The organism is Streptomyces sp. NPDC000151 (assembly GCF_040301705.1).
GTDB lineage: Bacteria > Actinomycetota > Actinomycetes > Streptomycetales > Streptomycetaceae > Streptomyces.
Map to the genome: position 1 here is coordinate 30,445 of NZ_JBEPFC010000002.1, position 14,005 is coordinate 44,449.

General features: G+C 72.5%; 10 protein-coding genes. 7 read left to right on the top strand and 3 right to left on the bottom strand.

Going from position 1 to position 14,005, the window contains the following annotated elements; all coding sequences use genetic code 11:
• The first annotated feature begins 25 nt into the window (after positions 1-25).
• The gene (locus ABT381_RS01195; RefSeq protein ID WP_351586266.1) at positions 26-601 is read left to right on the top strand and encodes an Rv1733c family protein; all 576 of its coding nucleotides are present in this window, start codon (positions 26-28) and stop codon (positions 599-601) included.
• A gap of 123 nt (positions 602-724) precedes the next feature.
• Complete coding sequence (locus ABT381_RS01200) at positions 725-1,276, top strand: AAA family ATPase (RefSeq protein ID WP_351586268.1); 552 nt, start codon at positions 725-727, stop codon at positions 1,274-1,276.
• Here the strand turns inward: ABT381_RS01200 and ABT381_RS01205 are convergent, their stop codons facing one another.
• Positions 1,277-4,603: an AfsR/SARP family transcriptional regulator gene (locus tag ABT381_RS01205; RefSeq protein WP_351586270.1), complete on the bottom strand. Its 3,327-nt coding sequence runs from the start codon at positions 4,601-4,603 to the stop codon at positions 1,277-1,279.
• Between the two features lie 153 nt (positions 4,604-4,756).
• Here ABT381_RS01205 and ABT381_RS01210 point away from each other — a divergent pair, with 153 nt between their 5' ends.
• The 4 genes from ABT381_RS01210 to ABT381_RS01225 all read left to right on the top strand — a co-directional run bounded on the left by ABT381_RS01210 (position 4,757) and on the right by ABT381_RS01225 (position 9,179).
• A complete protein-coding gene (locus ABT381_RS01210; protein WP_351586272.1) occupies positions 4,757-5,365 on the top strand; it encodes an NADPH-dependent FMN reductase in 609 nt (202 codons plus the stop codon).
• Between the two features lie 8 nt (positions 5,366-5,373).
• On the top strand, positions 5,374-6,144 hold the full coding sequence (locus tag ABT381_RS01215; protein WP_351586274.1) for a thioesterase II family protein: 771 nt from the start codon (positions 5,374-5,376) through the stop codon (positions 6,142-6,144).
• Positions 6,145-6,179: 35 nt separating this feature from the next.
• Positions 6,180-8,546, top strand: coding sequence for an ATP-binding protein (locus ABT381_RS01220; RefSeq protein WP_351586276.1), 2,367 nt, complete (start codon positions 6,180-6,182; stop codon positions 8,544-8,546).
• 75 nt (positions 8,547-8,621) lie between these two features.
• Positions 8,622-9,179 carry a hypothetical protein gene (locus ABT381_RS01225; RefSeq protein WP_351586278.1) on the top strand — a complete coding sequence of 186 codons (558 nt, stop codon included), beginning with the start codon at positions 8,622-8,624 and terminating at the stop codon, positions 9,177-9,179.
• A gap of 22 nt (positions 9,180-9,201) precedes the next feature.
• Here the strand turns inward: ABT381_RS01225 and ABT381_RS01230 are convergent, their stop codons facing one another.
• Complete coding sequence (locus ABT381_RS01230) at positions 9,202-11,511, bottom strand: ATP-binding protein (protein ID WP_351586280.1); 2,310 nt, start codon at positions 11,509-11,511, stop codon at positions 9,202-9,204.
• Between the two features lie 101 nt (positions 11,512-11,612).
• Positions 11,613-13,214 carry an aspartate aminotransferase family protein gene (locus ABT381_RS01235; protein WP_351586282.1) on the bottom strand — a complete coding sequence of 534 codons (1,602 nt, stop codon included), beginning with the start codon at positions 13,212-13,214 and terminating at the stop codon, positions 11,613-11,615.
• Positions 13,215-13,406: 192 nt separating this feature from the next.
• Between ABT381_RS01235 and ABT381_RS01240 the strand changes: the two genes are divergently transcribed.
• The gene (locus ABT381_RS01240) at positions 13,407-13,952 is read left to right on the top strand and encodes a flavin reductase family protein (protein WP_351586284.1); all 546 of its coding nucleotides are present in this window, start codon (positions 13,407-13,409) and stop codon (positions 13,950-13,952) included.
• Positions 13,953-14,005: the final 53 nt, after the last annotated feature.

Here is a 14,005-nt window from a genome sequence, read left to right on the forward strand (position 1 = left end):
CCTCGGAGCGTAAGGAGGCGTGGCCATGCCGAAGAAGTGGCTGTGGCGCTGGCGGAGCAATCCGCTCAAGCGGCCGTCCGACGTCTTGGAGGCGGTGGTCCTGCTCGTCGCCATGGTGCTCGTGGCCGTCGGGGGCCCCACCGTGGCTGTCATGACGGGCCGAGCGGCTCAGGACACCGTCCGGGAACAGCGTCAGGAGCGTTACCCCACCACCGCCGTTCTCGTGGCCGACGCCCCCGGCCGAACGACGGGCGCCTACGACATGCGAGGCGCTCACGACACGGTGAGCGCTACCGTCCGCTGGCGCGACGAACGAGGCTCTGTCCACACGGGCCTCACACAGGTCGAGCCAGGCCGTAAGGCGGGGACGAGAGTCCCGGTCTGGCTGGACGGCCGAGGCCGCCTCACCCACCAGCCGCTCCCCCCGATCGCCGGCGCCGTCGGAGCCACGCTGGTCGGCGGCCTGCTGGCGCTCGGCTGGTGCGCCGCGGTGTCGGCCACGGTCTGCGGCGTACGCCGGTACCTCAACCACCGGCGCGCCCGGCAATGGGACCGCGAATGGTCCGAGGACGGCTCCCTCACCCAGCACAAACGCACCTGACTCTCCGTCACTTGCGGCAAAACCCAGCTGCGGACGAGCTGGAGAACGGCGATATCCGGCGGGCGCCTGTTTGTGACGTGTTCGGCACCGGTCTGTGGTCCGCGTACCGCTAGCGTCGGGCCCATGATCGTATGGCTCAACGGCGCCCATGGCGCAGGCAAGACGACGACCAGTGCACTCGTGCAGCAGCTGATCCCGGATTCACGGGTGTTCGACGCCGAGAAGGTCGGCGAGACACTCATGGACATCACGCCAGGGCTGCCCGAGACGGACAACTTCCAGCACTGGCCGCCCTGGCGGCCGCTCGTCGTCGAGACCGCCCGACGCGTACTCGACTACACCGGTGGCACACTGGTGATGCCCATGACCGTGCTGGTCGAGCAGTACTGGCGCGAGATCAGCTCGGGCCTTGCCCAGCACGGCATTCCGGTACGGCACTTCGTCCTCCACGCCGACCAGGACTCCCTCCGCCGGCGGATCGCGGGCGACACCGTTCTTGGCCCCGACTCTCCGTTCCGTCTCCAATACCTTGAGCCCTACGCCGAGGCGGCCCGGTCATGGCTGCACGGCGAGGCCGAGGTCGTCGACACCACGCACCTCACGCCCGCCCAGGCCGCTCTGCGGATCGCGGAGGGTGTCGCCCGTCCGGAGAAGTCGCGTTGCTCTGCGGAGTGATCAGGCGTGGGGGTGGCCGGCCGATTCCAGGGTTGCCTGGGTTTCGTAGGGCGTTTGCTTGCCGTGGGTGAACTCGTGGGTGAAGGAAGGCTCGTCGAGTGCGGTGCGTACGCGCTCGGAGATTCGCTCCACGTCGCCCCGTTCGGCGGGCGGGTGGGGAGCGCCGGTCCGCTTTCTGGTGGCCGCGGCGGTGCCGAGGAGGCGGGCGGCGCGCTCGGGGTGGCCGGCCAGGGAGTGGGCGCCCGCGAGACCTTCGAGGGCCAGGGCGACCGAGCGGGGGTCCTTGGTCGTCAGGGCCGCGGCGAGACCGTCGCGGTGGTGGGCGAGGGCGCGCTCGGCGTCGCCGCGGTGTTCCGCGATGAAGCCCAGCTCGGCCAGGACCAGGGCGAGTCCGGGGGCGTCCCCGCGTCTGCGGTTCCACGCGAGCCAAGGGCGCAGCCACGCTTCGGCGGTGTCGTGGCGGCCCTGGCGCCTGGCACCGAGCGCGAGGCCGAGCGCCGCGAACTGCTCGGCGGGCTGGTCGCCCTGCTCGACCGCCAGGCGCAGGGCACGGGTGTGCAGGTCCTCCGCCTCCTCGTAACGACGCCTGAGAAGCGCGACCCTGCCGAGTCCGGACAGTTTGGCGCTCACCTCGCGCCACAACTCCAACGTCTCGGCGGTGCGCAGGCTTTCGCGCTGCAGCTGGGTCGCACGGTCGTAGTCGCCGTTGATCTCGGCCAGCCGGCTGAGCATCTCGCTCGTCTTCAACCGGCCCCAGTTGTCGCCCAGTTCGGCGAACTGGGTACGTGCCTCCAAGGCGTTGTCACGCAGTACCTCCAGGTCGCCGCGGGCCAGGGCGAACGCGGCGCGGGTGGTGAGCGCGGCGGCGGTTCCCCACACGTCGCGCAGGGCGCGGAACTCGCGCAGGACCCGCTCCACGCGCTGCTCGCCGTCGGCCAGTGCTCCCACGGTCCACTGCGCGTAGGCCAGGAACCAGTCGGCTCTGGCCCGGTCGATGCTCTTCTCGTCGGCCGGGTCGTCGTGCTCCGAGCTGTGTACGCCGATCCGGCCGGTCGCGTCGCCGTCCGGGTCGGTCACGTCACCACCCGAGCCGGTGGCGTCGCCCGGACCGTCGCCCTCCCTCTTCCCCTCCACCCCCAGCAACAACGTCATCCCCCGGTGCCACATCCCCGCCTCGTCCCGCTCGGCAGATGAGGCGCTGCCCGCCGTCGTCAGTGCCGTTGCCAGCATTCTGCGGGCCTCGCCCAGGCGGCCGCGTACGAACCAGTACCAGGCCAGGGCGTTGGTCAGGCGCAGGGCGAGGCTCGCCGCGCCGGTGCGGAGGGCCTCGTCCACGGCGCGCTGCACATTGGCCGCCTCCACGTCCAGGGTCAGGAACCAGCCGCGCTGCTCGCGTCCGTACAGGTACGGCCGGGCCAGCTCGGCGAGGTGGACGCACTGGTGCAGATGCCGGGCGGCCGTCTCGTCGTACTCGTGCGACTCGGTCAGCTTCTCGCGCGCGTAGGCCGCGACGGATTCGAGCAGTCGGTAGCGTACGCCGGAGGGGCCCTCGGTCCTGAGGGCGAAGGAGCGTTCCACCAGCACACTCAGTACGTCCAGGACATCGGCGCGGGTCACGTCACCGCCCGCGCACACCTCTTCGGCGGCCTCCAGGCAGCACCCCTCGGCGAAGACGGACAGCCTGCGCAGCACCGTCTGCTCGCGGGTCTCCAGCAGGCTCCAGCTCCAGTCGAGGGTGGCCTGCAGCGTCCGGTGGCGCGAAGGGGCGTCGCGGTAACCGCTGTTGAGTACCCGGAAGCGGTCGTCGAGGCGGTCGTGCAGCTCTCTGACACCCAGGCTTCTGACCCGGGTGGCGGCCAGTTCCAGGGCGAGCGGGATGCCGTCCAGGCGCCGGCACACATCGGCGACCAGGGGCGCGGTGGTGACGTCGAGGACGAAGTCCGGGTCGGCGGCGGTGGCCCGTTCCACGAAGAGCCGCACGGCGCCGGAGGCCGCCACCGCGTCGGGTCCGCGCTGGCCCGGGGCGGGGAGGGAGAGGGGGGCGACCACATGGATCACTTCGGCGGCGGTACGCAGTGGCTCCTGGCTGGTCGTCAGAATGTGCAGGTCGGGGGCCTTGCTCAGCAGGAGTCCCGCCAGGTGCACCACCGGCTCGACGACATGCTCGCAGTTGTCCAGGACCAGAAGCAGGTGCCGGGTGGCCAGCGCGGCGGCCAGGCGTCCCGCCGGCCCGGCGTTGCCGTCGTCCGCCGAGCTCTCGCGGATGCCGAGCGTGGCCATCACGTGCTCGGCGACCGACTCCGTGCTCGCCCCGCGCTGCGGGCCGCCGATGCCCGCCAGCTCCACCAGCCAGGCGCCGTCGGGAAACGCCGTGGAGAGGCTGTCGGCCGTGGCGACGGCCAGGCGCGTCTTCCCGACGCCGCCGGGGCCGGTGAGCGTGACGAGGCGCTGCCGGGACAGCAGGGTGCGGATCCTCTCCACGTCCGCGTCGCGGCCCACCAGGGGAGAGAGGGGCGCACCCGGGGCCGGCCGTGCGGGGACAGCCGTCATCGCCTGTGCGGGGGGTGCGGGCCGGGCCAGTTCCGGGTCGTGGCGGAGGATGGCGCGCTGCAGCGTCTCAAGGGCCGGGCTGGGGACGAGCCCCAGCTCGTCACCGAGCCGACGGCGCAGGTCCGTGAAGCAGTCCAGCGCCTCGGACGGGCGTCCCGCCTGGTACAGGGCGCGCATCAGCGCGGCGCGCAGCCCCTCCCGCAGCGGGTACGTGTCCACCAGGCCGGTCAGTTCGCCGATCAGAAGGCTGTGTTCCCCCAGTTCCAGCCGGGTCTCGGCGTGTTCCTCCATGGCGATGAGCCGGTCTTCCTCCAGGCTCGTGGCGGCCGGCCGTACGTAGGGCTGGTCGGCGAACTCGGCGAACGCGGGTCCGCGCCACAGCGCCAGCGCGTCGGTGAACAGCGCCGCCCGCGCGCGGGGATTCCCGGTCGCGCGGGCCCGGGCCACGAGGGTGCGGAAGCGGCCGGAGTCCAGCGTGTCGGCCGTGACCTCCAGGGCGTAGCCGGGGGCCCGGTGGGTGACCAGGTCGCGGCCACCGGCCTCGGCGTCCTCCAAGGCGCGCCGCAACTGGGAGACCTTCGCCTGCAGCGAGGCCGTGGGCCTGGCCGTGAACGTCGAACCGCCCCAGAGGTCCTCGATGAGCCGGTCCGCCGGCACCACCTGCCCGTGGTGGGCGAGCAGGTCGGCGAGGAGCGTACGGACCTTGACCTCGGGGACGCGCACCGGCCTGCGCTCGTCCGTCCACACCTCCAGTGGTCCCAGCACCCCGAATCGCATGTGATCAGCGTAACTCGGCCACTTCGCGGCGGAATCGGTGGCGAGTACGACATCGGGCCCGCACTCCGAAGCCCGTCCGAAGCGAATCCGAAGCGGCATGGGCCAGTCTTCCCCGAGCAAGCCGGCAAAGGAGCAGGGTGGGAAGGCGGCGAGGTGGCCGAGAGCGAGCGGCTGCGGTTGGCGATCATCATCGGCAGTATCCGGAAGGGGAGGTTCGGGCCCGTCGCGGCGGAGTGGTTCGCCTCGCGTGCCCGGCTGCGGCAGGACTTCGACGTGGACGTCATCGACCTCGCCACGGCCTGGCTGCCGGATGTGATGTCCGCCGACCCCACGGCCCCGAAACCGCAGGCGGTCAAGGACCTGGCGCCCTGGCTGGCCGCGGCCGACGCATACGTGGTGGTGACACCCGAGTACAACCAGACGTTTCCGGCGTCACTGAAGAACGCGATCGACTGGTACGACGAGGAATGGCACGCCAAGCCCGTGGGATTCCTCTCCTACGGCGGGGCCTCGGCCGGCCTGTGCGCGGTCGCCCATCTGCGCCAGGTGTTCAGCGAGGTGCACGCCGTCACGGTCCGCGAGACCGTCAGCTTCCACAACTACTGGGAGCGGCTCGCCCCGGACGGCCTGCCCCGCGGCGCGGCGGAGTGGAACGAACCCGCCCGGCGGATGCTCGACCGGATCGGCTGGTGGGGCCGTGCGCTGCGCCGAGCCAGGGCTGAAGACAAGTACGAAGCACCGCAGTCGGACAGACAGGAGTGAAGGACGCCATGGACGGCCAGTGGTTCCGACGGTTCGGCACGCCCGAGCCGGACGCGGTCAGGCTGATCTGCTTCCCGCACGCGGGAGGTTCGGCGAGCGCGTACGGCCCGCTGTCCCGGCTGCTGCCGCCGCACCTGGAGGTGCGGGCGGTGCAGTACCCGGGACGCCAGGACCGCAGGCTCGAGCCGCCCGTGGACGGTATCCGGGAACTCGCCGCTGCCATTGCCGAACGGCTGCCGGCCGACGACGACCGGCCCTGGGCGTTCTTCGGGCACAGCATGGGGGCGCTGCTCGCGTACGAGACCACGCGGGTCCTTCAGGAGCGGCAGGCTCCGGCCCCGGTCCGGCTCTTTCTCTCCGGACGCGGCGCGCCGGCCCTCCGGGCGGACCCGCACGACGCCCCGCCGGACGACGAGGCGATCCTGACGGCCGTACGCCGGCTCGGCGGCACCGGTGCCCAGCTGCTCGACGACCCCGAACTGGTCGCGATGGTGCTGCCCGCGCTGCGCGCCGACTACCGGGCCCTCGCCGCGTACTCCTGGACGCCCGGGGCGCCGCTGGACGTGCCGATCACAGTGCTGTGCGGCGCCGACGACCCGGTGGTCGCCGTTCCGGACGCGGCCGGCTGGCGGGCACAGACCCGGGCGGGGGCCGAGGTGCGGGTCTTCTCCGGCGGTCATTTCTATCTGGACCAGCACCTCGGCGAGGTGGCCGAGGTGATTGTGCGCGGGGTGCGTTCCGCAGTCGCCGGTCGGGTGGGCAATGGCGCCCGGGCATGAGGGAACGTGGCCGCTCAGTGAACGGGGGGTAGGACATGGAATTCAGAGTGCTGGGGCCGTTGGAAGTGGACCAGGGCGGACGAGGCCTGGCGTTGGGGGGATTCAAGCAGCGCGCGGTGCTCGGCTTACTGTTGCTGAGGGCCAACCAGGTGATCGCCACCAGTGAGCTGCTCGGTGCCCTGTGGCCCGAGGAGTCCCGGCCGGTGACGGCCCGGAAGATCGTGCAGAACGCGGTGTGGGGGCTGCGGGCACTGCTGCCGGACCCCGACGGCACGGAGCCGTCCGGCGGCGTCGTCCGGCCGGAGCTGCTCACCCGGCCGCCGGGTTACGTTCTCCGGGTCGACCCGGAGCGGCTCGACGCGTCCCGCTTCGACCGCAAGGTCGCGGCGGGCCGGGCGCGGCTCGCGGCCGGTGAACCGGCGAAGGCCGCCGCGCTGCTGGGCGACGCGCTCGGCGAGTGGCGCGGCTCCGCGCTGTCGGATCTGGTGGAACAGGGCGTCGAGTGGCCCGAGTTGACCGCACTGCAGCAGTTGCGCCTGGACGCGATGGAGGACCGCTTCGAGGCCGAACTGGCCTGCGGCCGTCACCACGCGGTCCTCGGCGAGCTGAGCTCCTTCGCGGAGGGCGAGCCGCTGCGTGAGCGGCTGTGCGGTCAGTTGATGCTCGCCCTGTACCGCTGCGGCCGGCAGGCCGAGGCGCTGGGCGTGTTCAGCAAAGTGCGGCTCGCGCTCGTCGAGGAGTACGGACTGGAGCCGTCCGCCGATCTGCGGGCGCTGCAGCAGCGCATCCTGCGGCACGACCAGACGCTCGCGACGCCCACCGGCGGTTGGAGCGATGAGCAGGGCGCCGAAGTCCCGCGCGCCCGACCCGCCGTTGTGACCGGCCCGGATGCGGACGCCGCGCCCCGGGCCGGCCACGGCCTGTCCGCGGCGGGCGGGCCGCCCGAGCACGCCGTCGCGGACACACCGACCGCGGCGCCCCTGGAGCGGACCCGGCCCCTCCCGCAGGAGCCGGCCACCGCGGTACGGGGGCCGCAGGACCCGGCGGTCGGCGGCGGCCCGGGCTCGGTCACCGAGCGCCGCCATGTGTGCGTCCTGGTCGTCCGCACCGAATCCGGCGGCGCTGCCGGGCCGGTCGCGCCCGAGCAGCTCGACACCTCCTTGCACGACACGGTCACCGTGCTCGCCGAGAGCGTCGAGGCCCACGGCGGTACCTTGGTCGGCTCGATGGGCGGGCTGTCCGCGGCCGTGTTCGGGCTGCGCGCCGACCCGGGCGAGGCACCACTGAACGCGGTACGGGCGGCCTTCCAGGCGCGCGAACGCCTGGCACACCGGTCGGGCACCGTGCTGCGGGCCGTGGTGACCGAGGGGACGGCGATCGTCCGGCACGAACCGCACGACCCGACCGCCGCGATCTTCGTGGTGGGCACACTGCTGGACCGGGCACACGGCCTGCTCGCCGCCGTCCCCGCCGGAGAGGTGTACGTCAGCGACGACGTGGCCCGCGACACCGACGACTGGGTCCAGTACAGCCAGGTCGTGCGCGGACCGGAGCCGGTGACCGACATCCGCCAGGCGCACGCCCTGCGTCCGCGCGGCGCGGTCGTGCGCGGTGTCGACGCCCCGCACGGACGCGAGCGCGAACTGGCCGTCCTGGACAGCCTCCTCGAGTACTCGGGGCACCACGAGGTCCCCTGCCTGCTGACCGTGCTGGGCGAGCGGGGCGTCGGCAAGACGCGCTTGGTGGCGCAGTTCGAGCGCCGGGTCGCCCGGGACTCGGACGAGGTGCGCGTGGTACGCCCGCGGGCGCTGAAGGGCGGTCCGGACGCCGCGGGCATGGCCGCGGCTCTCCTCGACGCCTGGGGCACGCCGCAGGGCGCCCCGGCCCTGGGCCCACCGGAGCACCGGCTCAGAGCGCTGGTGAGCGACCTCGCGGCATCCGAAGCCGATGAGGCACGGTTGCTGCGCATGCTGGTTCCCCCGCCGGGACTGCCGGGCCCGGCCCGGCCCGGTGACGTCCTTGCGGCCTGGCGGGAGCTGATCGAACGTACGGCACAGAGGCAGCCGCTGGTCCTGTGCCTCGACGACCTCCATCTGGCCGACGACGACGTACTGGACTGGGTGGCGGAACTCTCCTCGGGCACCGGCAGGACCGCGCTGCTCGTCGTGGCCTGCGGCCACCCCGAGCTGCTGCGGCGGCGGCCGTTGTGGGGGAGTGGCAGGCAGCACGGTGGCACGCTGACGCTCTCGCGGCTCCGTGAGCCCGTCCCGCTGCCACGGCGGATGGCGCCGGTCGCCGGGGCCAAGCGGTACGGGGAACGGGGCGTGAGCCGCGGACCGGCCGTACGGCGGGCACGGCGCGGTACGGGCGCTTACGACCGCGAGCGGAGGGGCGCGTCGTGACGCACGCCCGGGTGATGACCGTCGGATGGAAGCGTGAATGAGCGTGGCGTGTGCGGGACTTGGTGTGCTTCGTCCATGGAAGACAGCATCGCCAGGGAAGACAGGCTCGCCAGGGAAGACGGGCTCGCCATGGAACAGGACGCCTCGCTCGCGGTCTTCGTCGGGCGGCAGTTCGCCGCGGCCCTCCACGAGGGGCTGCGGCGGGCCCAGCTGCCGCAGCGCGCCGGGCCACGCCCGGTTCCCGAACGCCCGGCGGCCCCCCGTATGACGCGTGGGGGCGCGCTGCTCGCCGAGCACGCGCACACGATCCTGGCCCGCTTCGACGAGGGCCTGGCGACCGTGCCGGATCTGGACGGTCCGGCACGGGCCACGCTGCGGGCCGGGCTCGCGGTGTGGGCGCGACAGGTGATCGACTCGGTCACCCGGCCCGGGCGGACCGCCCGGCCGGCCCGCTACAGGACCGTGGGCCCGGCGCACCGGCCCACGGCCCGTCCGCATGTCCTCGCGGTGTCCCTGCTGATCGAATCGGCGGTGATCGCCCTGCCGGGCGACGCCCCGGCCACTCCGGAGGCCCTCCGCACCCTGGCCCGCGCGGTACGGACCCCCGGCCTGGGCCTCCCCGGAGGGGCCTAGGCCGCGTCCGAAAGACGCGCCCTCAGGCGACCTCGGGCTCCTGGACCGGCGGCAGCAGGGATTCGAGGAGACGGTCCAGGGCGTCGCCGGGCGCGGGGGTGACGCTGAGGGACATGGTGCGCGGGCGGCCGGTCGCCCAACCGGGGCGCCGGTCCAGCAGTCCGGGGTCCGCACCGACGATGCTGAGCAGCGGCACGCCCGCGTGCGAGGTGGTGAGCCGCTCCACCGCGTCCAGCAGCGCATCGTCGGCGTGCTGCAGGTCGTCCCAGATCACCACCAGCGGCTGCTCCCGCGCCGCCCCTGCCAGGAACGTCCCCCACGCCGCGAGGACGTCCCGCTGGGCCTGGGGGGTGTGCAGGGGCGGGGGAGCGGAGAGGGTCGGCGCCAGCGCCGCGAACACGGCCCGTCTGGTCCGTGCGTCGTCCTCGATCCGTTCGAGCGTCTCCCGCAGCCGGTCGGGGCCGTGGTGGGCGGGGTGCGCGGGATCGATTCCGCAGTACGCGGCGAGACCCGCCGCCGGAACGGCCGGCGGCCGGCCCGCAGCGGGCGGCCGGACCGTGCCGGCGAGCACGCGCACCTGCCCGCCGAAGTCCCGCTCGACCCGGCGCTGGAACTCCATCAGAAGCCGCGTCTTGCCCCGGCCGGAGGCGTCGACGAGCGTGATGAGGTGGGAGGTGGCGCGCTCCCGTGTGCGCAGCAGCAGGTGCTGCATCAGGTCCAGTTCGCTCTCGTGGGCCGATGGCCCGGTCTCGGGGCGGGGCGTCGCGCCGGTCGGCTCCTCGGTCACGGCGTGCAGCTCCCAGGGGGCGAACGCCGAGGCGCAGGCGTGCCGGAAGGTGGCGCTCCGCTCGGCCAGCCGGCGCGTTGTGTCGCAGACATGGATCTCACCGGCCTGCACATGCCCCAGCATCGTCCGGCAGGTGTCGACGATCGCTCCGCCCACCCACAGCGGTGTCGCGCCCCTGTCGGGCTGACGCCGCACGACGGCCTCGCCGGTGGTGACGGCCGCATGCAGGGTCAGCCCCCGGACCGCGGACTGCGGGGGTGCCAGGGTGCCGGTCGGGATGCTGAGGCTTTCGCGTACGGCCGCGGCGGCGCGCACCGCCCCCGCGGCGTCACCGGAGCGTTCCGTATCGCCGGTGAACACCGCGAGCAGCAGCGATCCGAGTATCGAGGCGACCCGGCCGCCGTGCAGCTCCGTCTTCTCCTTGGCGAGCTGGGTCAGGGCGTCGAGGACCTGGTCACCGTCCTCGGGAGGCAGACCGCTCAGCTCGTCGCCGAGGCCGAAGCGGAACATCACCACGCTCGCGGTGCGGGCCGCCGCGCCCGTGTGCGGGCCTTCGTCCGTACCGGCCGGCGGCTGCCGGGGCTCTTCCGCAGCGGCGGTCCGGGGCCCTTCGGCATGCGCGGACCCGGGCGCTTCCGTACGGGCGGACCCGGGCGCTTCCGTACGGGCGGACCCGGGCTCTTCGGCACGGGGCCGGGCGGCCTCGGCCACCGAAAGGGAGGCGAGGGCCGTCGTATCGCGGGCCGGGGTGTCCAGAGCCGGGTCGTGGGTGAGGATCGCCTGATGCAGTCGGCGCAGCTCCCGGCCCGGTTCCAGCCCGAGGCCCTCCACGAGCGCGGCGCGCACCCGCCCGAAGACCGCCAGCGCCTCGGCCTGCCGCCCGCACCGGTACAACGCCAGCATCAGCTGCCCCGCGGCGCGTTCCCGCAGCGGCTCGGCCTCCACGAGGGCCTTCAGTTTGCCCAGGACCAGCTGGTGCCGGCCGCAGGCGAGGGCCGCCTCGAAGTGGTCCTCCATGACGTCGTGCCGCCGGTTCTGCACCGCGGTCAGTTCCGGCCAGCAGGTGCCCTCCTCCACCAGGTCGGCGAGCACGGGCCCGCGCCACAGGGAGAGTGCCTCGTGGAGGGTCTGCCAGGCGAGCTGCGGATCACCGGCGGCCAGCGCCGCCCGCCCGGCCGCCACCCCCTGCTGGTAGACGAGCAGGTCGACCCGCTGTGCCGGTACCCGGAGCAGGTAGCCGGGGGCCCGGGTCAGCAGCTGCGGGGCGTGCTCGGACAGCGGCGGCCGGGACAGGACGCCGCGCAGCTTCCAGATGGCGTTCTGCAGGATCTTCCGCGCGCTCACGGGCGGGTCGTCGCCCGCCCAGAGCGCCGAAAGCAGCTGACTGGTGGACACCACCTGGTTGGCGTGCAGCAGAAGGAACGACAGCGCCGCGCGCTGCCGCCGTCCCCCCAGGTCCACCAGGTCCTCTCCGTTCTCGATCTCCAACGGTCCCAGCAATCGGAACTGCATGAACTTCCCCCGTTCTTCGTTCTCGTGCGGCATGACCGATGGTCCGCGCGTCGGCAGCACCGGCCCCCGCCACTGCCCCGGCCCCCGTTGGCACGCGGGCCGGCGAGAGGTGTCATGCGGACCCGATGGATCAATCAGTCGCCGGAGGAGGCGAGTACCTCACCCGCCCCTTTACGCAACAGTGTGCACACATCTCGCAATCCTCCGCCCAAACGTTCGATGTCCGCATTCGTGACATCGATCGACGGCTCGAACCGCAGCGTGTTCAGCGCGCTGGCCGTCGGGAACGTCCGCACCCGGTGCCGACGCAGCAGGTGACCGGCCAGGAAGTAGCCGAACAGGCCGCTGCCCGCGAGCTCCCGGAGCTCCGGCGAGGAGGCGTCGGACTGGTCGTGGAACTCCAGGCCGAGCATGAGCCCTTGCCCCCGTACCTCCTTGACCACGTCCGGGAAGTCCGCGTGCACCGCGTCCAGTTCGGCGCGCAGCTTCTCGCCCCGCTCCTCCGCCCGGCGGTACGCTCGCCCGCCGTCCCGCTCCAGGATCTCCAGGACCTTGAGCGCGATATGACAGGAGAAGCTGTCCTTCGCGAAGGTCGAGCTGTGCACGATTTCGAACTCTCGGCGATAGCGGGCCTTCCGTACCAGCATGACCGAGGTTTTTGCGATGCCGCCGCCGAGCGTCTTGGCGAGGGTGTAGTAGTCACCGCGCAGTCCGAGTCGCGAACTGGCGAGTAGCATTCCGGTCCGGCCCATTCCGCTTTGAATCTCGTCGACGACGACCGGGCAGTCGACCTCCGCGCAGAACTCCTGGATCTCCTGGGCGAATTCGGGGGTCAGGACGTGAATTCCGCCCTCGCCCTGAATCGGCTCGACCAGAAAGGCACAGAAAACCGGAAGCTCGCGCTCGGTCACCGTGATCTCGCCGTCGGTGACGGCCAGGCCGAGGAGGACCCGGCGCTCCTCGGTGTGGATTTCCTTGAGCACCTCCGGCCTGCCGTGCGGCACAAATCGGGCCTGTGCGGCCAGCGATTTGAACGGCAGTCGGTAGCCTTCGTTGTGGGTCAGCTGTACGCTTCCGGCGAGCTTTCCGTGGAAGCCCCCCTCAAGGGCCAGGAAAAGCGGAGGAGTCGCGGCGCTCTCCTCGTTGAGCCGCCTGATCTCCGCTTCCAGGAGGTCGAGGACATCGTTGTCGTCGGCCGGGCGCGCGAGTCCGAGCCGGGCGGGCGTCCGGCCCGGGACGGTGGCGGCCCTGGTGGCCACGGCTTCCCGCGCCACGCCGAACCCGGCTTCGATGTCGGCGAGCAGGTCGGAGATCCGCATGCCGCGGTCCAGCTCAGCGTGTTTGACGGCGGCCTCCACCGCCTCCGCTCCGCTGTTCCCGAAGATGGCGAAATAGGGCTCGTCGACGTCGAGCTCTCGGTGGATGATGCGGTTCAGCTCGGCCGCCAGGTCGTTGGCGTAGGGGTGGCGGGAGAACTGGGCGTGTACCGGGGTCTGCTCGGCCAGCAGTTCCCGCGCGCGCTCGATGATCTCCGGATGGTTGTGGCCGAGCAGCACCGATCCGTATCCGCCGGCGAAGTCGGTGACCGGAACTTCCGTACCGTCGGCATGCTGCTGGTAGAGCGTGTTTCCCTCGGCCCGGACGTATTCGACGGCGAGTCCCGCGGCGCCGAGTACCTGGCGCAGATAGGGCTCGGCAAGCTCGGCCGTTCCGGATGTGGCAGCGATCTCATTCATGTTTACAGCGTCCGGGGGCCCGGTCAATCGCCGGTCACTGAGGGGTCATTGCGTGCCGGTCGGGGCAGATGGCGGGATGGTTACCCGGGCATGGGAGAACCGCGAAGCGGCATGGGTACGTTGAAGCCGCCGGCTGCCCTTTTCACGCGGACGGCCCAGACGTGACCGGTGTGACCAATCGGAGAGAGTTGCATGAATTCCGCGTCCGCTGAACTCGATTACGCCGCCGTGCGTTCCGGTACGGAACCGGTGGCGCCCGACCGGCTGCGCGGGGCGATGTCCCGCTTCGCCACCGGAGTCACGGTGCTCACCGTGGGCGGGGAGCACCTCCACGCCATGACGGCGAACGCCTTCTGCTCCGTCTCGCTGGAACCACCGTCCGTGCTGTGCAGCGTGGGCCACAGCGCGGTGATGCACACGGCCCTGACCAAGGCGGGGCGCTTCGCGGTGAACATACTCGGGGCCCACCAGGAAGAGCTGGCCCGCCATTTCGCCGACAAGGACCGTACGCTGGGCGCCGCACAGTTCGAGAGCGTCGGCTGGCGCGCGGGCGACCACACGGGTGCGCCGCTGCTCGGTGGCGCGGTGGCCTGGCTGGAGTGCGAGCTGACCGAGTCGCACGTCTTTGGTGACCACACGATCTTCATCGGTACAGTGCTCGGGGCCGGCCAGGGAACGCGGGAGGACGAGCTGCTGTTCGTCAACGGCCGCTTCGGAAAGCCGACCGCCGCCTCCTGAGGCGGCGCATCGCGAGCGAGCACGAAGCCCGGGCCGTCACCGACGGCCCGGGC

Excerpts from the sequence above, each read along its gene's own strand:
- ABT381_RS01195 (WP_351586266.1), top strand. The coding sequence starts at position 26 with ATGCCGAAGAAGTGGCTGTGGCGCTGGCGGAGCAATCCGCTCAAGCGG.
- ABT381_RS01200 (WP_351586268.1), top strand. The coding sequence starts at position 725 with ATGATCGTATGGCTCAACGGCGCCCATGGCGCAGGCAAGACGACGACC.
- ABT381_RS01205 (WP_351586270.1), bottom strand. The coding sequence starts at position 4,603 with ATGCGATTCGGGGTGCTGGGACCACTGGAGGTGTGGACGGACGAGCGC.
- ABT381_RS01215 (WP_351586274.1), top strand. The coding sequence starts at position 5,374 with ATGGACGGCCAGTGGTTCCGACGGTTCGGCACGCCCGAGCCGGACGCG.
- ABT381_RS01220 (WP_351586276.1), top strand. The coding sequence starts at position 6,180 with ATGGAATTCAGAGTGCTGGGGCCGTTGGAAGTGGACCAGGGCGGACGA.
- ABT381_RS01225 (WP_351586278.1), top strand. The coding sequence starts at position 8,622 with ATGGAAGACAGCATCGCCAGGGAAGACAGGCTCGCCAGGGAAGACGGG.
- ABT381_RS01230 (WP_351586280.1), bottom strand. The coding sequence starts at position 11,511 with ATGCCGCACGAGAACGAAGAACGGGGGAAGTTCATGCAGTTCCGATTG.
- ABT381_RS01235 (WP_351586282.1), bottom strand. The coding sequence starts at position 13,214 with ATGAATGAGATCGCTGCCACATCCGGAACGGCCGAGCTTGCCGAGCCC.
- ABT381_RS01240 (WP_351586284.1), top strand. The coding sequence starts at position 13,407 with ATGAATTCCGCGTCCGCTGAACTCGATTACGCCGCCGTGCGTTCCGGT.